The 22,224-nt window shown below is 68.6% G+C and carries 17 protein-coding genes; 6 read left to right on the top strand and 11 right to left on the bottom strand.

Annotation, left to right across the window (positions count from 1 at the left end; translation table 11 throughout):
• Positions 1-5: 5 nt before the first annotated feature.
• Genes AC1RLW_RS02425 through AC1RLW_RS02415 form a run of 3 tightly spaced genes read right to left on the bottom strand, consistent with a single transcriptional unit; the run spans position 6 to position 7,065 of the window.
• Entirely contained in the window at positions 6-1,244 is a 1,239-nt protein-coding gene (locus AC1RLW_RS02425) for a TIGR03862 family flavoprotein (protein ID WP_493192118.1), read from the bottom strand.
• A complete protein-coding gene (locus AC1RLW_RS02420) occupies positions 1,241-4,513 on the bottom strand; it encodes a UvrD-helicase domain-containing protein (protein ID WP_493192117.1) in 3,273 nt (1,090 codons plus the stop codon). The genes AC1RLW_RS02425 and AC1RLW_RS02420 overlap by 4 nt, the downstream gene beginning before the upstream one ends.
• Positions 4,510-7,065: a PD-(D/E)XK nuclease family protein gene (locus AC1RLW_RS02415; RefSeq protein ID WP_493192116.1), complete on the bottom strand. Its 2,556-nt coding sequence runs from the start codon at positions 7,063-7,065 to the stop codon at positions 4,510-4,512. Before AC1RLW_RS02415 ends, AC1RLW_RS02420 begins: the two co-directional genes overlap by 4 nt.
• Positions 7,066-7,225: 160 nt before the next feature.
• On the opposite strand from AC1RLW_RS02415, the gene trxA reads away from it, so the two are divergent.
• Together trxA and rho are read left to right on the top strand one after the other, a co-directional pair.
• Complete coding sequence (gene trxA / locus AC1RLW_RS02410) at positions 7,226-7,558, top strand: thioredoxin TrxA (protein WP_042578306.1); 333 nt, start codon at positions 7,226-7,228, stop codon at positions 7,556-7,558.
• Between the two features lie 182 nt (positions 7,559-7,740).
• Positions 7,741-9,006 carry a transcription termination factor Rho gene (gene rho / locus AC1RLW_RS02405; RefSeq protein ID WP_062473130.1) on the top strand — a complete coding sequence of 422 codons (1,266 nt, stop codon included), beginning with the start codon at positions 7,741-7,743 and terminating at the stop codon, positions 9,004-9,006.
• Positions 9,007-9,060: 54 nt separating this feature from the next.
• Here rho and AC1RLW_RS02400 read toward each other — a convergent pair whose 3' ends face one another.
• Positions 9,061-10,128, bottom strand: a complete 1,068-nt coding sequence (locus AC1RLW_RS02400) for an oxidoreductase (RefSeq protein ID WP_493192115.1) — start codon at positions 10,126-10,128, stop codon at positions 9,061-9,063.
• Between the two features lie 200 nt (positions 10,129-10,328).
• Here AC1RLW_RS02400 and AC1RLW_RS02395 point away from each other — a divergent pair, with 200 nt between their 5' ends.
• From AC1RLW_RS02395 to AC1RLW_RS02385, 3 genes are all read left to right on the top strand, one after another.
• Positions 10,329-10,589 (top strand): type B 50S ribosomal protein L31, encoded by a 261-nt coding sequence (locus tag AC1RLW_RS02395; protein WP_056580149.1) that lies wholly within the window; start codon positions 10,329-10,331, stop codon positions 10,587-10,589.
• 89 nt (positions 10,590-10,678) lie between these two features.
• Positions 10,679-12,406: a hypothetical protein gene (locus tag AC1RLW_RS02390; RefSeq protein WP_493192114.1), complete on the top strand. Its 1,728-nt coding sequence runs from the start codon at positions 10,679-10,681 to the stop codon at positions 12,404-12,406.
• 3 nt (positions 12,407-12,409) lie between these two features.
• Positions 12,410-13,768 (top strand): MATE family efflux transporter, encoded by a 1,359-nt coding sequence (locus AC1RLW_RS02385; protein WP_493192113.1) that lies wholly within the window; start codon positions 12,410-12,412, stop codon positions 13,766-13,768.
• Between the two features lie 16 nt (positions 13,769-13,784).
• Here AC1RLW_RS02385 and phoR read toward each other — a convergent pair whose 3' ends face one another.
• The 7 genes from phoR to pstS are packed head-to-tail and all read right to left on the bottom strand — an operon-like array spanning position 13,785 to position 20,451.
• On the bottom strand, positions 13,785-15,122 hold the full coding sequence (phoR, locus tag AC1RLW_RS02380; protein WP_307693032.1) for a phosphate regulon sensor histidine kinase PhoR: 1,338 nt from the start codon (positions 15,120-15,122) through the stop codon (positions 13,785-13,787).
• 44 nt (positions 15,123-15,166) lie between these two features.
• Positions 15,167-15,859: a phosphate regulon transcriptional regulator PhoB gene (gene phoB / locus AC1RLW_RS02375; RefSeq protein WP_062473140.1), complete on the bottom strand. Its 693-nt coding sequence runs from the start codon at positions 15,857-15,859 to the stop codon at positions 15,167-15,169.
• 31 nt (positions 15,860-15,890) lie between these two features.
• Complete coding sequence (phoU, locus tag AC1RLW_RS02370) at positions 15,891-16,592, bottom strand: phosphate signaling complex protein PhoU (RefSeq protein WP_062473142.1); 702 nt, start codon at positions 16,590-16,592, stop codon at positions 15,891-15,893.
• Between the two features lie 16 nt (positions 16,593-16,608).
• Positions 16,609-17,394 (bottom strand): phosphate ABC transporter ATP-binding protein PstB, encoded by a 786-nt coding sequence (gene pstB / locus AC1RLW_RS02365; protein ID WP_056580144.1) that lies wholly within the window; start codon positions 17,392-17,394, stop codon positions 16,609-16,611.
• 17 nt (positions 17,395-17,411) lie between these two features.
• Positions 17,412-18,296, bottom strand: coding sequence for a phosphate ABC transporter permease PstA (gene pstA / locus AC1RLW_RS02360; protein WP_095950235.1), 885 nt, complete (start codon positions 18,294-18,296; stop codon positions 17,412-17,414).
• Positions 18,293-19,378 (bottom strand): phosphate ABC transporter permease subunit PstC, encoded by a 1,086-nt coding sequence (gene pstC / locus AC1RLW_RS02355; protein ID WP_095745556.1) that lies wholly within the window; start codon positions 19,376-19,378, stop codon positions 18,293-18,295. Before pstC ends, pstA begins: the two co-directional genes overlap by 4 nt.
• A gap of 38 nt (positions 19,379-19,416) precedes the next feature.
• On the bottom strand, positions 19,417-20,451 hold the full coding sequence (pstS, locus tag AC1RLW_RS02350) for a phosphate ABC transporter substrate-binding protein PstS (protein WP_307693033.1): 1,035 nt from the start codon (positions 20,449-20,451) through the stop codon (positions 19,417-19,419).
• Positions 20,452-20,700: 249 nt separating this feature from the next.
• On the opposite strand from pstS, the gene AC1RLW_RS02345 reads away from it, so the two are divergent.
• A complete protein-coding gene (locus AC1RLW_RS02345) occupies positions 20,701-22,221 on the top strand; it encodes a Ppx/GppA phosphatase family protein (protein ID WP_493192112.1) in 1,521 nt (506 codons plus the stop codon).
• Positions 22,222-22,224: the final 3 nt, after the last annotated feature.

Below are 22,224 nucleotides of genomic sequence, written 5' to 3'. Positions count from 1 at the left end.
TTCCGTCAAAGCCCCAGCCGCTGGATCGCGCCGCGCGCTGCAGCCGCCCCGCAGGCCATCGCCGCCGTGAGCAGGTAGCCGCCGGTCGGCGCTTCCCAGTCGAGCATCTCCCCGGCCGCGAACACGCCGGGCAGCGCCGTCGCCATCAGGGCCGGATCGAGCGCATCGAAGCGCACGCCGCCCGCCGTGCTGATCGCCTCGTCGACCGGCCGCGTCGTGACGAGCTTCAGCGGCACCGCCTTGATGGTGGCCGCCAGCTGCGCCGGGTCCTGCATCGCTTCCTTGCTCAGCGCTTCGTGCAGCACGCCCGCCTTGATGCCCTCGATGCCGAGACGGCTCTTGAGGTGGCTGCTCAGCGAGCGAGCGCCGCGCGGATGCTTCACCGCGGCCAGCACCTGTTCGGCGCTGCGGTCGGGCAGCAGGTCGAGCAGCAGCGTCGCACTGCCGTTCGCTGCAATCTCGTCGCGCAGCAGCGCCGACGCCGCATAGACCAGGCTGCCTTCGATGCCGGTGGCCGTCACGACGAACTCGCCCTTGCGCGCAAAGTGCCGCCCCTGGCTGTCGGTGAAGGCGATCGCGACCGACTTGAAGGGCTGCCCCGCGAAGCGGCTTGAAAAATGCTCGCTCCAGCCTGCGCCGTCGAAGCCGCAATTGGCCGGCAGCAGCGGCGCCACCGCCACGCCCTGCGCCTGCAGCCACGGTGCCCACGCGCCGTCGGAGCCCAGGCGCGCCCAGCTCGCGCCGCCCAGGGCCAGCACCACGGCATCAGCCTTGGCGGTGACCTCGCCCGTCGGCGTCGCGAAGCGCAGCGCGTTCGCATCGAAGGCCCCGTCACCCACCCAGCGATGACGCATGTGGAACTGCACGCCCGCGGCGCGCAAACGATGCAGCCAGGCGCGCAGCAAGGGCGCGGCCTTCATGTCGGTCGGGAACACGCGGCCCGAAGTGCCGACGAAGGTCTCGATGCCCAGCCCGGCCGCCCACTCGCGCGCCTGCTGCGGGCCGAATTTGGCGAGCAGCGGCTCGAGCTGCGCGCGGCGCTCGCCGAAGCGGGTCACGAACACATCGAAAGGCTCGGAGTGCGTGAGGTTGAGGCCGCCGCGGCCGGCCAGCAAAAACTTGCGGCCCACCGAGGGCATCGCGTCGTACACGTGCACCTGCGCGCCGGACGCGCTCAGCACTTCGGCCGCCATCAGGCCGGCAGGTCCGCCGCCGATGACGGCGACGGTAGAAGAAACAGTCATTCGAGATTCACCAGTTCGCCCTGCCCGGTCAGGAACGCGGCGCGCACCGTGGCACCGGGGTAGGCATGTTGCACGGCAGCGCGGTAGCGCTGCATTTGTGCGATCAGGGCCGCGTCCCGTTCGGGGCGCGCGGCCGATTTGTAGTCGAGGATCCACCATGCGCCGGTGGAGCGCTCGCGCACCAGCCGGTCGATGCGCAAGGTATCGCCCTCGTGGACCAGCGTGACTTCGTTGCCATGCCAGTCGATGCTGCGATCGTCCCACACCCAGGCACCGGCGCCCGCGCGGATGCGCTGGGCCAGCGCCGCGGCGCCGCGCGCCTGCTGCGGATCGAGCATGAATTCGCGCGCGGCCGCCCGCACATGGGCCGGTGGCAAGGCCTCGCCGGGCACCGCCCATTCGAGCAGCCGGTGCATGGCCTGGCCGAACGCGGCGGCGCGCGCGTCGACCGTGGCGTCTTGTGCCTTCTTCTTTTCGGGCGGCGCACCGGTTGCAGCCACGAGCGCTGCGGGCAGGCGCTTCATCGCGAAGGTGCCCACCCCGGTATCGCCGGCAGCGGAAGCTTCGACCAGCGGCTCGTCGGCCTCGGTCGGCTCGCACAGCGGCTCCAGCCGCGCCCACCAGCTGCCCTCGTTGGCGCGCGACGGCTTCACCGACGACAGCACCAGCCGCTCGCGCGCCCGCGTGGTCGCCACGTAGAGGCCGTTGAGTTCTTCGCGGTGGCGCGCGCGCTGCTCCTCCTCGAGCAGCGCGGCGGCGCAGGCCGGCGGCGTCTTCTCGCTGGCCAGGAACACGAAGCGCGTCGGCGCGCTGTCGCTGCCCTTCCATTCGACCAGCACGCCCATGGTCTGGGCGCGCGGCGGCGGCGCGTCGCAGTCGAGCATCAGCACGGTGTCGGCCTCGAGGCCCTTGGCGCCGTGCACGGTCAGCAGCTGCACGGCTTCGGGCGCGGCCACGGTGGGCGCGCGCACGCCGCCCGCGCGCAAGGCGCGCACCAGGGCATAAGGCGTCGCGAAGCGCGCACCGTCGATGTCGAGCGAGGCGGCGACCAGCCCGCGCAGGTTGGCCAGCGCGCTCTGGCGCAAGGCCGCCGGCACCGCGGCGCCGAACTTCGCGAGCACGTCACCGTCGTGAAAGATCGCGTCCAGCGCGTCGTGCGGCGGCATCGCCATCAGCCAGCGCTGCCAGCGGCGCAACTGCACGCCCGCCTCGGTCAGCACGGTCGGCAGGCCTTCGCCCTTCTGGATCAGCGAGAACCAGCTGGCCACCGGCGTCTCGCGCTGGCAGCGCGCCAGCTGCACCAGCGTGTCGTCGTCGATGCCGAACAGCGGCGACTTGAGCGCGCGCGCCAGCGACAGGTCGTGCGCGGGCGACACCAGCGCGTCGAGCAGCGCGACCACGTCCTGCACTTCGGGCGCATCGTTCAGGTCGTTCTTCTCGGGCTGCTGCACGGGGATGTGGCGGCGGCGCAGCGCATCCTGCATGGCCGACAAGCGGCTGCGGCGGCGCGCCAGCACCATGATCTGGCGCGGCGGCGTGCCGTCGGCGATGCGCTGCGCGACCCAGCGCGCAGCCTGCTCGCATTCCTTCTGCAGCAGCTGTTCTTCGGGCAGCACGCGCGGCGTGACGAGGCTGTCGCGCCAGTGCAGCATGCCGTCGTCGGCCGGCGCGGCGGCCACCGTGGTGTCGAGCGCGTCGCGGTCGATGGCGGGCAGCTTCAGCAGCTCGCCGTCGTCGCCGCGCTCGGTGGTGTGGGCGCGGTAGCCGTCGAACTCGCCGGCCGCCTGCGCGGCCAGCATCGCGCTGTTGACGAGGCCCACCACGGCACGCGCGTTGCGGTGCGTGTGGTCGCAGTTGAGCAGTTCGCCGCCGAGCCCTTCGCGCACGAACTTCTTGGCGGCGATGAACACCTGCGGCTCGGCGCGGCGGAAGCGGTAGATGCTCTGCTTGGGGTCGCCCACGATGAACACGCGCGGCGCACTGCCGCCCGCGCCGGTGTAGGCACTGAGCCAGCCGTAGAGCGCCTGCCACTGCAGCGGGTTGGTATCCTGGAACTCGTCGATCAGCAGGTGCGCGACGCGCGCGTCGAGCCGCTCCTGCACCCAGCCCGACAGCGCCGACTGGCCCAAGAGCAGCTGCGCCGCCTGCTCGACGTCGTTCATGTCGACCCAGCCGTGCGCGCGCTTGACCTCGCCGAACGCGGTGATCAGCAGGCGCGTGAGCCGCGTCATGCGCTGCTGGTAGAGCCAGGCCGCGTGCTGCGCCTGCGCGGCGCACAGCAGCTGCAGTTCGGTCTCGGCCTCTTGCGCCGCGGGGAATTTCTGCAGGTTCTTGGTGAGCCGGTCTTCGCTCGCGACGAAGAAGGTCTTGCGCAGCACGGCGAGCGCGTCGGCCAGCGCCTCGGGCGCGGGCTCGCCGGTGCCGAACACGTCGATGATGGCTTCGGCCGCCTTCTGCGGTGTCTTGTTGGCTTCGCGGCCGAGGGCGGCAGCGCGGTCGAGCCAGCGGCGGCGCACGGCCTCGCCGCGCAGCGCGTCGGTCGGCACCTCCAGCCCCTGCAGGGCCGGGTACAGCACGTCGAACGGCGTCACCGCATCCTGGGGATCGGACAGCGAGAACTCGACCCGCTTCGACAGCGCCTCGCCCAGCGCCTTCGCCGTCTGCGAGCGGCCGTGGGTGGCGACGACGGCGTAGTAGTCGGACAGCGCACGCGCATCGCCGGTCACGGCCTCGAAGAACGGACGCCAGGTGTGGTTGCGCGCCTCGGCATCGTCTTCGAGCAGTTCGTAGTTCGCGGGCAGTCCCAGCTCGCGCAGCACGGCGAGCGGCGCGTTGCGCAGCAGGCCCGCGAACCACGCGTGGAAGGTGCGGAACTGCACCGGGCGCCCGCCTTCGAGCAGGCGCCGGTAGAGCCCCTGCAGGCGCGGCACGGCCGCCTGCGCGGCCTCCGGCGTCATGCCGCGCATCACGAGTTCGCGCTGCGAGGCGGCCGGATCGAGCTCGGCGAACAGCGCGAGCCACTGGTCGAGCCGCTCGCGCATTTCGCCGGCGGCCTTCTTGGTGAAGGTGATGGCCAGGATCTCGTGCGGCTCGCAGGCGGAATCGCCCTCTTCGAGCAGTGCGCGCACGATGCGCGACACCAGCATCCAGGTCTTGCCGGCGCCCGCGCAGGCCTCGACCGCGACCGAGCGCCGCGGATCGCAGGCGACGGTGTAGAAGGCCTCGCGCGCGACGTGCCGGCCGTTGTGTTCGTAGGCAGCGCCGTTCATGGCGTGACCTCCCAGAAATCCTTGCGGCACAGGCCGCGCGCGGCGCAGAAATCGCAGACGCTGCCCTCGCCCAGCGGCGGCAGCGGCGCGCCCTGCGCGATGCGCGCGAAGTCGTCGATGATGCCGGCCACCAGCGCATCGCGCGCCTCGACCACGGCGGGCTGCTCGACGGTCTGCGTGCCGGACGACTTCTCGCCCACGTTGACGTAGGCCGCACGCAAGGTGTCGTCGGCCACCAGCGCCGCATAGAAGGCGAGCTGCGTGTCCTCGGTCGGGTCTTTCACGCGCTCCTTGGTGACGGAGGCGGTCTCGGTCTTGTAGTCAATCACGAAGGGCTGGCCGTCGGCCGTGCGGTCAACGCGGTCGAGCCGACCGACCAGCCGCAGGGTGCCCAGGGGCTGCTCTTTCCAGGGCTCGGCCTCGACGAAGACCGCCCCGTCTGCTTCATGTTTCGCGAGCCATTCGAGATACCCGTCGCGCACCGCCGGCCACGCCGCGGCGAACGGCAGGAACTCGGCATCGGAGTAGCCGAGCGTCTGCGTGACATCGCGCGCGGTGTCGGCGAGCAGCGTGGCGCGCACTTGCGCATCGCTTGTCGGCGCGTCGCGCAAGGTCTCGTGGAACTGGCCGAGCACCGCGTGCAGCCAGTTGCCGAAGTCGCGCTTGTCGACCTCGGCATCGAGCTCGTCGGCGGTGCGCAGGCCCAGTTGGCGCAGCGCGAAGAAGCGATAGGGACAGCGGCGCAAGTCTTCGTAGACGCTGGTCGACACGTTGATGAGCGGCAGCAGCGCGCCCGAGGGCGTGGGCCGCAGGGTCGGCGTGACGGCGACGTTGCGCGGCGTGCGCGGATCAACGCCCGACTGCAGCGCATGGGCGAGCTGCAGGGCCTGCACCAGCGGGCTCGGCCGCACGGGTTCGCCGCTGGCGTCGGAATGGCGCCAGACCAGGTCGCAGTTCGGGTTGCGCGTGGCCATGGCCCAGGCCGCGCGCTGCGCGGCCTCCAGCACCTCGCGCGAGGCCAGTCCCAGGTCGAGGCGCTGCGCCGCGCTCCAGTTGCCCGGCGGTTCGGGCGACGCGGGCATGCGGCGGTCGTCGCAGCCGGGAATGACGACGGCGCCGAAGACGCGGCCCAGCAGCTGGTACATCGGCAGCACAGACACCTTGGGCGCCTCGTCGCCGGCGGGCGGCACGAAGCTGGCGTCTTCGAGCACGTCACGCGCCCAGGCCGTGAACTCGGCCAGGCTGTGGCGCCCGCCGGGGAACTCGTCTTCCTCGCCGTGCGCGTCGGCATCGAGCCAGAGCGCGGCGATCACCTTGGCGCCCGCGAAGTCGGCGGCGAGCGCGTCCCACTGCTCGCCGGCCGTCAACAACTCGCGCAGCGCGCGGTGCCACTCGGCCAGGGAGCGCGCGCGCGCCATCGGGGCGCGGCGGGTTTCGATGGTGGCGGTGAACGTGCGCAGGCTTTCGTCCTGCGGCTTGTCGCTGCGCGCGATCAACGCGCACCAGGCCTGCCAGTCGCGCACGCCCTCGCGCCGCAGGCGCATTTCGAGCGCCTGCACGGCGAACCCATCGACCTCGGCGCCGCTCTTGAGCCATTCGAGCACCTGGTCGGTGGCCGTGTCGTGCGCACAGGCGCGCAAGGCACTCATCAGCGTGGCGGCGGCGCGCGTGGTGGACAGCTTCCAGCCGGTTTCGTCGTGCGTGACGATGCCCTGCGTGCTCAGTTGGGCGCTGATGCGGCGGGTGAGCGCGCGATCGGTGGCGACGAGCGCGACCGGCGCGCGGCCCTCGGCCAGGTGCTGCAGCACGCAGGCGGCGGCCAGCTGGGCCTCGTCCTCGGGATCGAGCGCCACGTGCGCGTGGGCGGCAGATGGCGGGGCATCGGCGGGCACGAGCGGGATGCGGATGGCGCGATCGCCCCACAGCGCGCACAGGGCCTGCGTGAGCGGATCGGTCTGGAAGCCTTCGAGCACGATCAGCGCATCGACCTGGGTGCGCGCCGCATCGCGCAGCAGCACGTCGGTCGCATAGCCCGAGTTCGCTGCCCAGGCCACGGCGACGCGGATCAGCGCGCTCTCGATGCGGAACCACTCCGACTCGCTGCCGGCATCGGCCACCTTGGCTGCGCCCTGTGCCCAGTCGCTGCTGCGCACCTCAGGCGCCACGGCGGATGCCAGCGGCGCCAGCTGGTAGGCCAGCTCGACCACGCGCCCCGCCAGCGCGAAGCGTTCGGCCTGGAAGCCCGACTGCGCGAGCAGGCCCTGGGCCGTGACCAGGTCGCGCGCCATGTCGAAGGCGATGTCGTAGCCGGACGGCAGGAAGCCGCCCGCGCTGCGCGCCCAGTTGTGCGTGGTCTCGAAGCGCGGCACGAAGCCCGGGCTGCCACAGCGCGCCCACATGCCGCGCGCAACCGCCATCAGCTGCGCGTACGGCACCAGCACCACGGTGCGCGCCGCATGCAGCTGGCGCTCATCGAGCGCGCGCACGATCCGTGCGACGACGCCGTCGGCGGGATCGCACCACAGGGCCTGGACGGGGTGGCCTTCGTTCATGTTCTATCGAGGGGGTTGAGGGGGTCGGCGGCAGGGCCGCAAAGGGCTTTGGCTATCGCCGCCATAGCCGGGCCGCATGGCACGTCACCCCTTGGTTTCTGTCACAATGACCAGCACTTTAGCTGCACCGAAACTCTCTCTGCGCACAAGGACACATCACATGGCCAGCGAACTGATCAAACACATCTCCGATTCTTCCTTCGAGGCCGACGTGCTCAAGTCCAGCCAGCCGGTTCTGGTCGACTACTGGGCCGAATGGTGCGGTCCCTGCAAGATGATCGCCCCGATCCTGGACGAAGTCTCGGCCACCTACGAAGGCAAGCTGCAGATCGCCAAGCTCAACGTCGACGAGAACCGCGACATCCCCGCCAAGTTCGGCATTCGCGGCATCCCCACGCTGATGCTGTTCAAGGACGGCCAGCTGGCCGCCACCAAGGTCGGCGCCATGAGCAAGGCGCAACTCACGGCCTTCATCGACCAGCAACTCGCCTGATGCATTTCTTCCGGCCAGCGCGCAATGCGTTGGCCGGGGCGATTTTCCTGTCATAATCGCCCTCAGTTCACCGGGCCTTTCATCAGGCAACCGGTTCGAGTTCCCCGGTTCGTGAGGCAGTTCTTGCCCCACATCAAACCTCCCCCCGTTCCCGATTCGATTACCCCTCCAGGGGTCGTTCCATGCACTTAAACGAACTCAAGGCACTCCACGTGTCTGAAGTCTTCAAGCAGGCTGAGGCGCTTGAGATCGAAAACATCGGCCGCATGCGCAAGCAAGAGCTGATGTTCGCGATCATCAAGAAGCGCGCCAAGGCCGGCGAACAGGTCTTCGCCGACGGTGTGCTCGAAATCCTGCCCGACGGCTTCGGCTTCCTGCGCAGCCCGGACACCAGCTTCACGGCCAGCACCGACGACATCTACATCTCGCCCAGCCAGGTGCGGCGCTTCAACCTGCACACCGGCGACATGATCGAAGGTGAAGTGCGCACGCCCAAGGACGGCGAGCGCTACTTCGCACTGACCAAGCTGGACAAGGTCAACGACGGCGCACCCGAAGCCAACAAGCACAAGGTGATGTTCGAGAACCTGACGCCGCTGTTCCCCAAGGAACAGATGAAGCTGGAACGCGAAGGCGTCAAGGGCGAAGAGAACCTCACCGGCCGCATCATCGACATCATCGCCCCCATCGGCAAAGGCCAGCGCGCCCTGCTCGTGGCACCGCCCAAGAGCGGCAAGACGGTGATGATGCAGCACATCGCCCACGCGATCAGCGCCAACTACCCCGACGTGCACATGATGGTGCTGCTCGTGGACGAGCGCCCTGAAGAAGTGACCGAAATGCAGCGCACGGTGAAGGGCGAAGTCATCGCTTCGACCTTCGACGAGCCCGCAGCGCGCCACGTGCACGTCGCCGAAATGGTGATCGAGCGCGCCAAGCGCCTGGTCGAACTCAAGAAGGACGTGGTGATCCTGCTCGACTCGATCACCCGTCTGGCCCGCGCCTACAACAACGTCGTGCCCTCGTCGGGCAAGGTGCTGACCGGCGGTGTCGATTCCAACGCGCTGCAGCGTCCCAAGCGCTTCCTGGGCGCCGCGCGCAACGTGGAAGAAGGCGGCTCGCTGACCATCATCGGCACCGCGCTGATCGACACCGGCAGCCGCATGGACGAAGTGATCTTCGAAGAGTTCAAGGGCACCGGCAACTCCGAAATCCACCTGGACCGCCGCCTTTACGAAAAGCGCGTGTTCCCGTCGATCCAGCTCAACCGCAGCGGCACGCGCCGCGAAGAACTGCTGCTGGCCCCCGAGATCCTGCAGAAGACCCGCATCCTGCGTCAGCTCATGTACAACATGGACGAGATCGAGTCGATGGAGCTGATGCTCAAGAACATGAAGGCGACCAAGACCAATGTCGAGTTCTTCGACATGATGCGTCGCGGCGGCTGAGCTTCAGGCTCTCCCGCAAAAGCGCGTTGGCCCTCACGGGTCAACGCGCTTTTTTCATGGGCGCTCGATGCGGATGGCGCGGCCTTCGGCAGCGCTCTGGCGGCCGATGTCGAGCAGCTCCATCAACGCGACGGCCTGCTCGGGCGGCACGGGATTGGGCCCCTTGCCGAGGATCGCATCGCGGACCGCGGCGTAGTAGTCGGCATAGTTGCCGGCCTGCGTAGGCACCGCGTGAAAATGCGGCGCGCCGTCGCTACCGATCAGCGTGAGTTCGCCATCGAGCGGATCGGCGCCCCACCCTTCGGCCGGCGGTCGCTGGCCGGCGCGCAGCGCGTCTTCCTGCGTGTCGACGCCGTGCTTGACGTAGCTCCCGCGCGTGCCGTGCACGATGTAGCGCGGCGCCGCATGGGCCGCGAGCGTCGTGGCGTGCAGCACCACGCGCAGCGGCGCATGGGGGCCGCTCTCGTAGCGCAGCACGGCGTGGAAATAGTCCTCGACCCGTGCGCCGTCTCGCAAAGCGGCTGTGTCGAGCTGCAGCGTGTCGGGCCGACCGAAAAGCTGCACGGCCTGATCGACCAGATGCGCACCCAGGTCCACCCACAGGCCCGCACCCGGCACGGGCTGCTCCCGCCAGCGCTCGCGAACCTCGGGACGGAACCGGTCGAAATGCGATTCCAGATACACCGGGCGCCCCAGGTCGCCAGACGTCAGGACCTGCTGGAGCGTCAGGAAATCGGCGTCGAAACGCCGGTTCTGGTAGACCGAGAGCACGCGATTGTTGCGATTTGACAACAACTCGAGCTCCCGCGCTTCGGCCACATCGAGCGTGAAAGGCTTGTCGACGACCACGTGCTTGCCGGCCTCCAGCGCCGCTTTGGCCACGGGATGGTGCTGGGCATTGGGCGTCGCCACCACCACGAGGTCGATGTCCGCCCGGGCCACCAGCGCCGCCACGTCGGGCACCACGGCCACGCCGGGCCAGTCGGCGTGCACCTTGTGCGGCTGCGAGCTCGCCACGGCCGCCAGTTCGAGCCCCGGAACGGCCGAAAGCACCGGCGCATGGAAGGTCTGGCCGGCGAAACCGTAGCCGACAAGGCCGGCGCGAAGGGGTGTGGAAGTCATGGGAGGGCCCGGTTTGCTCGCAATTGGGGCAGTATGCGATAATCATGGGCTCCGCGAAAAGTGCGGCTGGGCACGTCGCCCGGCTTCCTTGGCCCTCACACTTCACGTCAAAGGCCTCAGGGCGGCGCGCCAGATTGCTGGCACGCTGGTGGCTCTCGCATCGACCGCGCATTGATTCCAACAGCGCAAAAGGAAACACCATGGCAAAAGAAGGCATCCACCCGAATTACCGCGAAGTTCTGTTCGTCGACATGTCGAACGGCTTCAAGTTCGTGACCCGTTCGTGCGCGAACACCAAGGAAATGGGCAAGACCGACGACGGCCGCGAGCTGCCCCTGTTCAAGCTCGACACCACGAGCGAATCGCACCCCTTCTACACCGGCACGCAAAAGTCGGTGGACAACATGGGTGGTCGCGTCGAGAAGTTCCGCAACCGCTTCGGCAAGACCGCTGCCAAGTAATCAGGCACGCGCTCTGGCGTCGAGGGCAGCCCGGTTTACCGCGCTGCCCTTTTTCTTTCCAATCACCCTTCGCCTCTTCCGCCTCGCCCTTGAACCAGCCGACTCCCGCGATCGTTGCCCAGAATGCCGTACGCCGGCTGCCGCGCGTCGCGTTGCTGCTGCTGTGCGCGGCCTACCTGCTGCCGGGCCTGCTCGGCCGGGGCCCCTGGAAGAGCGCCGACATCACGGCCTTCGGCTACATGGCCGAGTTGGCCCGCAGCACCGAGGGCATCGCCCGCTGGTTCGACCCGCTGCTGCTGGGCATGCGCCCCGAGACCCCCGCGCTGATCCCCTACTGGATCGGCGCCTGGGCGATCCAGCTCGCCCCGTCGTGGGTCAACCCCGACCTGGCCGTGCGCTTCGTGTTCGCGCTGATGCTGTGGGGCACCTTCACCGCGACCTGGTACGCCGTCTATTACCTCGCCCGCACGCCGCGCGCCCAGCCCGTGGCCTTTGCCTTCGGCGGCGAGGCGCGCCCGACCGACTACGCCCGCGCCATCGCCGATGGCGGCCTGCTGGCGCTGATCGCCTCGCTGGGCCTGGCCCAGCTGGGGCATGAAACCACGCCCGCGCTGGCGCAGCTGTACTTCGCCTCGCACCTGTTCTATGGCGTGGCCGCACTGCCCTACCGGCGCGTCGGCCCGGTGATCGCGCTCGTGGTCGGCACCCTCGGCATGACGCTGAGCGGCGGTCCGACGGTCGGCCTTGCGCTGGCGATCGGCAGCGCCGTGTACATGGCCTACGAGCGCCACCAGCGCGCCATCCGTGCAGCGGAAGGCTACAGCGACGACGAGAGCCCCGGCTTCACCCTGCCCGCCTTGCTGACGATGGTCGGCATCACCGTGCTGGCCGCCGCGCTGGTCTTCGGCCTGGGCCTGGCGCAATGGAAGATCACGCTGGGCCACTCGCTGCTGTCCGACGTGCGCAGCCAGGCCAAGCTGTTGCTGTGGTTCACCTGGCCGGTCTGGCCGCTCGCGATCTGGACGCTCTGGCGCTGGCGCCGCCAGTGGCTCGAGCGCCACGTCGCGCTGCCGCTGTGGTTCGCGCTGGTGCCGCTGGCCGCCACCTGGACCACCGATTTTTCGGACCGCTCCCTGCTGCTGGCCCTGCCCGCCTTCGCCACGCTGGCGGCCTTTGCGCTGCCGACCTTCCGGCGCAGCGCCGCGGCGCTGATCGACTGGTTCAACGTGCTGTTCTTCAGCGGCCTGGCCGTGCTCGGCTGGATGTACTGGATCGCCATGCTGACCGGCGCGCCGCGCAAGCCGGCCGCCAGCGTGGCGCGGCTGGTGCCGGGCTTCGTGGCCGAGTTCTCGCCGGTCGCCTTCGTGCTCGCCCTGGCCGCCACGCTGGCCTGGTGCTGGCTGGTGCGCTGGCGCACCGGGCGCCATCGCGCCGCGCTCTGGAAGACGCTGGTGCTGCCGGCCGGCGGCACCGCGCTGTGCTGGATGCTGCTGATGACGCTGTGGCTGCCGTCCATCGACTACGCGCGCAGCTACGTCCCGCAGGTGCGCGCCGTGACCGAGCGCATCGGCCACCCGCGCTGCGTTGCCGAGCTGGCGCTGAGCCGGCCGCACGTCGCGGCGCTGCGCCACCACGGCAACCTCAACCTGCAGCCGCTGCTGCTGGGCAACGACTGCCCGTGGCTGCTCGTGAGCCCCGACACCATCGAGCGGCTGCACACCATCATCCCGCTGGAACAGTGGCGCTTCAGCGGCACCCTGCGCCGTCCCAGCAGCCCCGCGGACGACCTGCTGCTCTACGAAAAGATCGTGCGCTGACCCGTGAGCAGCAGCACGCACGGGAACGAACGCGGACTCATCGCACGGCACGCCGGCACGGTGCTGATCGGCCAACTGGCCGTGATGGCCTTCGGCGTGGCCGACACCATCATCGCGGGCCGCTATTCCGAAGGCGCACTGGCCGCGCTCTCAGTGGGCGCCGCCATCTTCGTCAGCGTGTATGTCTCGCTGATGGGCGTGCTGCAAGCACTGCTGCCGGTGTGGGCCGAACTGCACGGCGCCAACCGGGGCAGCGAGATCGGCCGCTCGGTGCGCCAGTCGCTCTACCTCGCAGCCATCGCCGTCGTGGTCGGCATGACCGTGCTGCTGCTGCCCGGCGCGGCGCTGCGCTGGACCCAGGTGCCCGCCGACATGCGCGGCGAGGTCGAGGCCTACCTCGCGGTGCTGGCCTTCGCGCTCGCGCCTTCCCTGCTCTTTCGCCTCTTCAGCACGCTGAACCAAAGCCTGGGCAAGCCCAAGCTCGTGACCTGGCTGCAGCTGGCCTCGCTGCTCGTGAAGCTGCCGCTGTCGGTCTGGTTCACCTTCGGCGGTGCCGGCCTGCCGGCGATGGGGCTGGTGGGCTGCGCCTGGGCCACGCTGTGCGTGAACTGGGCCATGCTGGGCTGCGCGGTCTGGCTGCTGCGCCACGGCACGTTCTACCGCGGCTACCAGCTGTGGGAGCGCATCGAGGCGCCCGACTGGCGCCAGATCCGTCTCTTCGCACGGCTGGGTGTGCCCGGCGGCCTCGCGGTGCTGGTGGAAGTGACGTCATTCACGCTGATGGCCCTCTTCATCGCGCGCCTGGGCACCGCCGCGGCGGCCGCGCACCAGATCGCGTCGAACCTGCTGGCCGTGGCCTACATGACGCCGCTGTCGCTCGCCATCGCGACCAGCGCGCGCGTGAGCTTCTGGCTCGGTGCCGGCGACGCCGCCAGGGCGCGCCATGCCTGCCGGCTGGGCTTCGAGCTCACCGCCCTGTTTGCCCTGCTCTATGCCGGCGCGATGGCCGCGTTCCGCATGCAGCTCGCCAACGTGTACTCCGACAACCCCGCCGTGATCGCGATGGCGGCGGCGCTGCTGACCACGGTGGCGCTGTATCACATCGCCGATGCCTTCCAGACGCTGTGCGTCTTCGTGCTGCGCTGCTACCGCGTGACGCTGGCGCCGCTGGTCATCTACTGCGCGATGCTCTGGGGCATGGGCCTGGGCGGCAGCTACCTGCTGGCCTACCGCGGCCTGGGGCCGTGGCCGGCCATGCAGTCGCCGCTGGCTTTCTGGCTCATGAGCGCCGCGGCGCTGGCGCTCACCGCGCTGTTGTTCGTCGCGCTGCTGCGCTGGACGATGAAGGCGCGCGCCCGCTGAGGGCCACGCGGCTCGCTTACTTGCTCATCACGCGCGCTTCGCGCACGCGCGTCGCCGGAAACAGCAGCGCGAAGCGGCTGCCCTTGCCCACCGTGCTTTCGATGCGCAGCTCGGTGCCGTGGCGCTGCGCGATGTGCTTCACGATCGCCAGCCCCAGCCCCGTGCCGCCGGTCTCGCGCGAGCGGCTGCGGTCGATGCGATAGAAGCGCTCGGTGAGCCGCGGAATGTGTTCGGCGGCAATGCCCGGACCCGTGTCGCGCACAGCGTATTCACCGCGCCCGTCAGGCAGCACCCGCCAGGTCACCACCACCTCGCCGCCGCCGGGCGTATAGCGGATGGCGTTGCTCACGAGGTTCGACATCGCGCTCTGCAGCTCGGTCGGCGCGCCCGACAGCTCGGACTCGGCTTCGGACGTGAACGTGAGCCGGTGCCCCTGCGGCGTGAGCCGGCCCGACAGGCCACGCCCCTCGTCCTCGCACTGCGCCAGCAGCGCGCGCATGCGCACCCATTGGTTGCCCGACGGCGCCGCACTGCCCTCCAGCCGCGACAGCGTCAGCAGGTCGTTCACCAGCGTTTCCATGCGGTGCGACTGCTGCCCCATCAGCGACAAGTAACGCGTGCGCTCGTCGGCATCCAGCGGCAGGTTCTGCAGCGTCTCGACAAAGCCCGCCAGCACCGTGAGCGGCGTGCGGATCTCGTGCGACACGTTGGCCACGAAGTCGCGCCGCATCGCCTCGGCCTGCTCCAGCGCCGTGATGTCGCGCGTGAGCAGCATGCGCCGGTTGCCGGCGTAGGGATGCACCTGCACCGACAGCCGCACCGGATGGCCGCGATGCTGTGCATGCACGAGACCAGGCGCGTCGATGACGACATCGCGGCTGTAGTTCCACGAGGCCAGGTAGGCCACGAACGCCGGGTCGCGCACGAGGTTCGCCAGGTGCTGCAGCAGGTCGCGCTCGGCATCGATGCCGAACTGCCCCGCCGCCGTCTGGTTGCACCACTCGATGCGGCCCTGCTCGTCGAGCAGCACCACGCCGTTGGGCGACGCCTGGATGGCGGCCAGGAACTCCTGCAGCCGGTCTTCGGCCTGTCGGGTCTGCTGTTCACGCTCGCGCAGCAGCTTGCGGATGCGCTCCGAGAGCTCGCCCCACACGCCCGGTCCGCGCGACGGCAGCCCGGCCGCGTCGTTGCGCAGCACGCGCAGCAGGCGTTCGGCGCGCCAGGCATCGAAGCCCAGCCAAAGCACCGCGCCCAGCCAGGCACCCAGCCAGCCGTACTTCCAGCCGAAAAGGCCGACAGCGCCCGCCGCAATTGCGAGGGACGCTATTAAAAACGTAGCAATACGGAAAGGCATGGCGGGCGATTATCCGCGCCCGCCGCCGAGGCTCACGGCGCTGCTCACACCGTGACTTGGGCCGTCAGCCGGTAACCCGCTCCGCGAACGGTTTCCACCATCGGCGCGGCCACGCCCAGCGACTCGCGCAGGCGCTTGACGTGCACGTCGACCGTGCGTTCCTCGATGTAGACGTGGTCGCCCCACACCTTGTCCAGCAGCTGCGCGCGGCTGTGCACGCGCTCGGCATGCTGCATCAGGTAGGCCAGCAGCTTGAACTCGGTCGGGCCGACCTTCAGTGCTCCGCCCTGCCACGTCACGCGGTGGGTGGAGGTGTCGAGGGCCAGTTCGCCGATCTCGACGCGCTCGGTCACCACCTCGGGCGCGCGGCGGCGCAGCACGGCGCGGATGCGCGCCAGCATTTCCTGCGTGGAGAACGGCTTGGTGATGTAGTCGTCGGCCCCGGCATCGAGGCCGGCGACCTTGTCGGGCTCGTCGCCGCGCGCCGTCAGCATCAGGATCGGGATGGCCTTGGTGCGCGGGTCTTTGCGCCACTGGCGCGCGAGCTGCAGGCCGCTCTGGCCCGGCAGCATCCAGTCGAGCAGGATCAGGTCCGGCAGGAAGGCGTCGATTTCACGCTGGGCGGCGGCACCGTCTTCGGACCAGATCGGCTCGAAGCCGTTGTGGCGCAGGTTGACGGCGATCAGCTCGGCGATCGAGGATTCGTCTTCGACGATCAGGACTCTTGGTTTCTTCATGCGTTATGGGGAGTCTTTGCGGCGACGGTCGTCACTGCAATGCCGACTCGATTTCCTCCATCGAAGTGTGCCGCACATCGGCGCCCTTGACGATGTAGATGATGAACTCGGCGATGTTCTTGGCGTGGTCGCCGATGCGTTCGATGGCCTTGGCCAGGAACAGCAGGTCCAGGCTGGCGGAGATGGTGCGCGGGTCTTCCATCATGTAGGTGACCAGCTTGCGCACGAAGCCGTCGAACTCTTTGTCGATGAGGTCGTCGTCCTTGAGGATCGACAGCGCGGCGGCCGTGTCCAGGCGCGCGAAGGCGTCCAGCGCGGTGCGCAGCAGGTTCGAGGCCAGGTCGGCGGCAATGCGCAGCTCGGTGGTGGGCAGCTGGCGGGCCGATCCGCTCTCGATGATCGACTTGACCATGCGCGCGATCTTGTTGGCCTCGTCGCCCACGCGCTCCAGGTTGGCGGTGGTCTTGCTGATGGCGATCAAGAGGCGCAGGTCGCGTGCCGTGGGTTGGCGACGGGCGATGATCGACGACAGCTCGCGGTCGATCTCGATCTCCATCGCGTTGACGCGGTGCTCGGTCTCCATCACGCGGTCGGCGGCTTCGGCGTCGAACTGCAGCAGGGCGTACACGGCCTGGTGGATCTGCGACTCGACCATGCCGCCGAGCTCCATCACGCGCGACGAGACGCCGTTGAGTTCGCTGTCGAACTGGCTGGAAAGGTGTTTCTCGGTCATGGTGTTTCCTTTGACTTCAACCGAAGCGGCCGGTGATGTAGTCCTCGGTCTCCTTGCGCTGCGGCTTGAAGAACATCTGTTCGGTGGCGCCGAACTCGATCAGGTCGCCGAGGTACATGTAGGCGGTGTAGTCGCTGCAGCGGGCGGCCTGCTGCATGTTGTGGGTCACGATGACCACGGTGTACTCGTTTTTCAGCTCGGCGATCAACTCTTCGATCTTCGCGGTCGAGATCGGGTCGAGTGCGGAGCACGGTTCGTCGAGCAGCAGCACTTCGGGCTTGATCGCGATGCCGCGCGCAATGCACAGGCGCTGCTGCTGGCCGCCGGAGAGGCCCGAGCCGCTTTGCTGCAGCTTGTCGCGCACTTCGGTCCACAGGGCGGCCTTCTTCAGGGCCCACTCGACGCGGTCGTCCATTTCGCTGGCCGACAGATTTTCGAACAGCTTCACGCCGAAGGCGATGTTGTCGTAGATCGACATCGGGAACGGCGTGGGTTTCTGGAACACCATGCCGACCTTGGCGCGGATCAGTGCCACGTCCTGCTTGGACGTGAGCAGGTTCTCGCCGTCCAGTGCAATGGTGCCTTCGGCACGCTGCTCGGGGTACAGCTCGAACATGCGGTTGAAGGTGCGCAGCAGGGTCGACTTGCCGCAGCCCGACGGGCCGATGAAGGCCGTGACCTTGTTCTCGGGGATCTCGAGGTTGATGCCCTTGAGCGCGTGGAACTTGCCGTAGTAGAAGTTCAGGTCCTTGACCGAGATCTTCGAGCGCGACGGTTGTTGTTGTGCGACGGTGTTTGGCATGTTGGCGCCTTCTTGATTTAGTGTTTGTTGCGCGTCAGCACGCGCGCCAGGATGTTGAGGGCAAGCACGGCGACGGTGATCAGGAACACACCGGCCCAGGCCAGTTGTTGCCAGTTCTCGTACGGGCTCATGGCGAACTTGAAGATCGTGACCGGCAGGCTGGCCATCGGCTGGCTCACGTCGGCGGTCCAGAACTGGTTGTTCAGCGCGGTGAAGAGCAGCGGCGCGGTTTCGCCGGCGATGCGGGCCACGGCCAGCAGCACGCCCGTGACCACACCCGCGCGCGCGGCGCGCAGCGTGATGCTGAGAATGACCTTCCACTTCGGCGTGCCCAGTGCGTAGGCCGCTTCACGCAGGCCCGGCGGCACCAGCTGCAGCATGTTCTCGGTGGTGCGGATCACCACCGGAATCACGATGAGCGCCAGCGACAGCGCGCCGGCCAGGCCCGAGAAGGTCTTGAAGTAGGCCACCACCACGGCGTAGACGAACAGGCCGATCACGATCGACGGTGCCGACAGCAGGATGTCGTTGACGAAGCGCGTGATCGAGGCCAGCAGGCCCTTGGGGTTGTACTCGGCCAGGTAGATGCCGGCCATGATGCCGATGGGCGTGCCCACGAAGGTCGCCAGCATCACCATCACGAACGAACCGAAGATGGCATTGGCGATACCGCCCGCCTCGTTCGGCGGCGGCGTCATCTCGGTGAAGGTGGCGAGCGCCAGGCCGCCCACGCCCTGGCGCAGCGTTTCCCACAGGATCCACACGAGCCAGAACACGCCGAACGCCATCGCGGCGAGCGACAGCGTGAGGGCGATCTTGTTGACGCGGTTGCGCGCGGCGAACTTCGCCTGGCGCGTCTCTGCCAGTGTCTTGGCGTTGATCAGGTTTTGCGCGGTGCTCACGACTTGGTTCCTTCGCTCTTCTTCATCTGGGCCAGCAGCATCTTCGAGAGCGACAGCACGACGAAGGTGATGAAGAACAGCACGAGGCCGAGGTACATCAGCGCGGCCTGGTGCAGGCCCGCGCCGGCTTCGGCGAATTCATTGGCCAGTGCCGAGGTGATGCTGTTGGCAGCCTCGAACACCGACAGGGAGTTGAGCTGGTTCATGTTGCCGATCACGAAGGTGACGGCCATGGTCTCGCCCAGTGCACGGCCCAGGCCGAGCATGATGCCGCCGATCACGCCGGCCTTGGTGTAGGGCAGCACGACCTTGGAGACGACTTCCCAGGTGGTGGAGCCCAGGCCGTAGGCCGACTCCTTGAGCAGCGCGGGCGTCACTTCGAACACGTCGCGCATCACCGAGGCGATGAACGGAATGATCATGATCGCCAGGATGATGCCGGCCGACAGGATGCCGATGCCCACGGGCGGGCCGGACACCAGGGCGCCGAGGTACGGCACGCCGGCCAGCAGCTTCTGCAGCGGCTGCTGCACCCAGGTGGAAAGAATGGGGCCGAAGACCAGCAGGCCCCACATGCCGTACACGATGGACGGCACGGCAGCCAGCAGTTCAATGGCGGTGCCCAACGGGCGCTTGAGCCAGTTGGGCGAGAGTTCGGTCAGGAACAGCGCGATGCCGAAGCTCACCGGCACGGCAATCACCAGTGCGATGAACGAGGTGGCCAGCGTGCCGTAGATCATCACGAGGCCGCCGTACTCGTCCTTCACCGGGTCCCACACGCTGCTCGTGAGGAAGCCGAGGCCGTACTTCGAAATGGCGGGCCAGGCGCCGGCAACGAGCGACAGCAGGATGCCGATCAGCATCGCGAGCGTCAGCAGCGCGGCGCCCTTGGCGGCCCAGCCGAAGAGGCGGTCGGCCATGGGGCCGGAACGGGCCGCCTTGACGGGCGGCGGAGGAGCGGCGGAGGTGCGCGCGCGCTCGGCCGCGAGGTCGAGGGAGGCGGCAGCAGCGGGGAAGGTGGATGACACGGGTCGCTCCGGCAAAGACGAAAGCGGCGCGTCCTGGAGCGAAGAGTTGCTCATGGGCGCGCCGTCCTGGAGGGTGGATGAAGGGTTGCTTCTTACTTGAACGCGACCGGCTTGCCCGATGCGTCCTTCACTTCACCCCATGCCTTGGCAATGGTGGCCTTCACGGCGTCGGGCATCGGCACGTAGTCCAGCTCGTCGGCCGTCTTGTCGCCGCCCTTGTAGGCCCAGTCGAAGAACTTCAGCACGGTGGTGGCGCTGGCGGGCTTGTCCTGCACCTTGTGCATCAGGATGAAGGTGGCGCCGGTGATGGGCCACGAATCCTTGCCGGCCTGGTTGGTCAGCACCTGGTAGAAGCTCTTGTTCCAGTCGGCACCGGCGGCGGCGGCCTTGAAGGCGCTGTCGTCGGGCGAGACGAACGTGCCGGCGGCGTTCTGCAGCTGGGCGTAGGTCATCTTGTTCTGCTTGACGTAGGCGTACTCGACGTAGCCGATCGAGTTGGGCAGGCGGTTCACGAAAGCAGCGACGCCTTCGTTGCCCTTGCCACCCGCGCCGGTGGGCCAGTTCACGGCCGTGCCTTCGCCGACCTTCGACTTCCACTCGGCGTTGACCTTGCTCAGGTAGTTGGTGAACAGGAAGCTGGTGCCCGAACCGTCGGCGCGGCGAACCGGGGCGATGGCGGCGTCAGGCAGGGCCAGCGAACCGTTCAGCGCCTTGATGGCGGGGTCGTTCCACTTGGTGATCTTGCCCAGGTAGATGTCGCCCAGCACCTGGCCGTTGAGCTTCAGTTCGCCCGGCTTGATGCCGGGGATGTTCACCACGGGGATCACGCCGCCGATGACGGTGGGGAACTGCATCAGGCCCTTGGCTTGCAGCTCGTCGTCCTTCAGGGGAGCGTCCGAAGCGCCGAAATCGACGGTCTTGGCTTCGATCTGCTTCAGGCCGGCACCCGAGCCGACCGACTGGTAGTTGATCTTGACGCCGGTGGCCTTGTTGAAGTCGGAAGCCCACTTGGCGTACAGCGGTGCGGGGAAGCTGGCGCCGGCGCCGGTCACGTCTTGTGCGAAAGCGGAAATGGAGAACAGCGCGGTCACGAGGCCGGCGGTTGCAAATTTGAACGTCGTTTTCATAAAGCTTCCTTGAGAAGTAAGAAGTAGTCCCTTTGGGGGCTCGAACGGACTCTAAAAAGCTTTTGTGACATCGATGTGACACCCCTTCTGTCGAGGGAAAATGCCGCTGCGCCACCCCTGCTGTGTGTGACGCTGTCACACAACCGTCATTCACCCCGCCTAACCTCCAGCCCTCGCCGTGACGTGACTTGGGAGGCGGCGCCTGCTGTCACGGCGCTACGATCAGAGAACCGCCCTCTTCACTACAACATGCAAAACGGCACCCGCCTCGCAGCGGTCGATCTCGGCTCGAACAGCTTCAGGCTGGAAATCGGCCAGGTCGACCACGGACAGATCCACCGCACCGAGTACCTCAAGGAAACCGTGCGCCAGGGCAACGGCCTGGACAGCGCCCGCAACCTCACGACCGAAGCCATGCAGCGCGGCTGGGACGCCCTCGCCCGCTTCGGCGAGCGGCTGGCCGGCTTCAAGCGCTCGCAGGTGCGCGCCGTGGCCACCCAGACCCTGCGCGAAGCGCGCAACCGAGAAGAGTTCCTGTTGCGCGCGCGCACCATCCTGGGCTTCGGCATCGACGTGATCCCGGGCCGGGAAGAAGCCCGCCTGATCTACCAGGGCGTGGCACACCACCTGCCGCACACCGACGCCTCCGACCAGGAACGCCGCCTCGTCATCGACATCGGCGGGCGCTCCACCGAAATGATCATCGGCCACGCCCTCGAGGCCGAGCGCATGGAGTCGTACCGCGTGGGCAGCGTCGCCTGGTCGATGAAGCATTTCGGCGAAGGCCAGTTCACCGCCCCCGCCTTCCGCGCCGCCGAAGTGGCAGCCAAGGCCGTGCTGGACGATGCGCTCTCCAGCTACACCCGCGACCAGTGGGACGTGGCCTACGGCGCCTCCGGCACCATCGGCGCGGTGGGCGACGTGCTCGCCGCAGCCGGCGGCGAGGCCGGCCTGGTCACCCGCGACGGCCTCGACTGGCTGCTCGACCGCCTGCTCAAGGCCGGCAGCATCGACAAGCTGCGCATCGACGGCATGCGCGAAGACCGCAAGGCCGTGATCGGCGGCGGCCTGAGCGTGCTGCGCGCGGTGTTCGATCTGCTCGACATCCAGGAAATGAAGGTCGCCCAGGGCGCCCTGCGCCACGGCGTGCTCTACGAACTGCTCGAACGCGACGAGAGCGTGGCCGACATGCGCAGCGCCACCGTGACCCGGCTCGCCACCCGCTTCGCGGTCGATCCGGCCCAGGCCAAGCGCGTGAGCGACACCGCCGCCGCGCTGTTCGTGCAGCTGGCCCCCGCCGCGCGCGGCGGCAGCACCTCGAGCCGCGCCGGCCGCGCCCTGCGCAAGCTCGGCTGGGCCGCGCAGCTGCACGAGATCGGCGCGCTGGTGTCGCACAGCGACTATCACAAGCACGGCGCCTACATCCTCGACAACACCGATGCGCCGGGCTTTGCAGTGAACGAACTGCACGCCCTCGGCCAGCTGGTGCTGGGCCAGCGCGGCAAGCTGCGCAAGCTCGAAGCCTCGCTGGACGACGAGACCTTCGTGATGCAGCTGCTGGCGCTGCGCCTGGCGGTGATCCTGTGCCACGCGCGCCGCGACCCCGAGCCGCAGGCGCTGAACCTCGCGGCACTCGGTGCCAGGGCCTTCACGATCGCCTGCGCGCCCGACTGGGCCGAGATGTACCCGCAGTCGGCGCACCTGCTGCGCGAGGAAGTGCTGGCCTGGCAAAAGACCGGCAACTGGCGCGTGGAACTCAGCGGCGCCTGAGCC

The organism is Variovorax sp. GW822-FHT04A09 (assembly GCF_058801005.1).
The sequence above is the reverse complement of the archived record's forward strand: the minus strand, read 5'-3'. Positions and strand labels throughout refer to the sequence as shown.

Coding starts and splice junctions, on each gene's coding strand:
- AC1RLW_RS02425 (WP_493192118.1), bottom strand. CDS start 1,244: ATGACTGTTTCTTCTACCGTCGCCGTCATCGGCGGCGGACCTGCCGGC.
- AC1RLW_RS02420 (WP_493192117.1), bottom strand. CDS start 4,513: ATGAACGGCGCTGCCTACGAACACAACGGCCGGCACGTCGCGCGCGAG.
- AC1RLW_RS02415 (WP_493192116.1), bottom strand. CDS start 7,065: ATGAACGAAGGCCACCCCGTCCAGGCCCTGTGGTGCGATCCCGCCGAC.
- trxA (WP_042578306.1), top strand. CDS start 7,226: ATGGCCAGCGAACTGATCAAACACATCTCCGATTCTTCCTTCGAGGCC.
- rho (WP_062473130.1), top strand. CDS start 7,741: ATGCACTTAAACGAACTCAAGGCACTCCACGTGTCTGAAGTCTTCAAG.
- AC1RLW_RS02400 (WP_493192115.1), bottom strand. CDS start 10,128: ATGACTTCCACACCCCTTCGCGCCGGCCTTGTCGGCTACGGTTTCGCC.
- AC1RLW_RS02395 (WP_056580149.1), top strand. CDS start 10,329: ATGGCAAAAGAAGGCATCCACCCGAATTACCGCGAAGTTCTGTTCGTC.
- phoR (WP_307693032.1), bottom strand. CDS start 15,122: ATGCCTTTCCGTATTGCTACGTTTTTAATAGCGTCCCTCGCAATTGCG.
- phoB (WP_062473140.1), bottom strand. CDS start 15,859: ATGAAGAAACCAAGAGTCCTGATCGTCGAAGACGAATCCTCGATCGCC.
- phoU (WP_062473142.1), bottom strand. CDS start 16,592: ATGACCGAGAAACACCTTTCCAGCCAGTTCGACAGCGAACTCAACGGC.
- pstB (WP_056580144.1), bottom strand. CDS start 17,394: ATGCCAAACACCGTCGCACAACAACAACCGTCGCGCTCGAAGATCTCG.
- pstC (WP_095745556.1), bottom strand. CDS start 19,378: ATGAGCAACTCTTCGCTCCAGGACGCGCCGCTTTCGTCTTTGCCGGAG.
- pstS (WP_307693033.1), bottom strand. CDS start 20,451: ATGAAAACGACGTTCAAATTTGCAACCGCCGGCCTCGTGACCGCGCTG.
- AC1RLW_RS02345 (WP_493192112.1), top strand. CDS start 20,701: ATGCAAAACGGCACCCGCCTCGCAGCGGTCGATCTCGGCTCGAACAGC.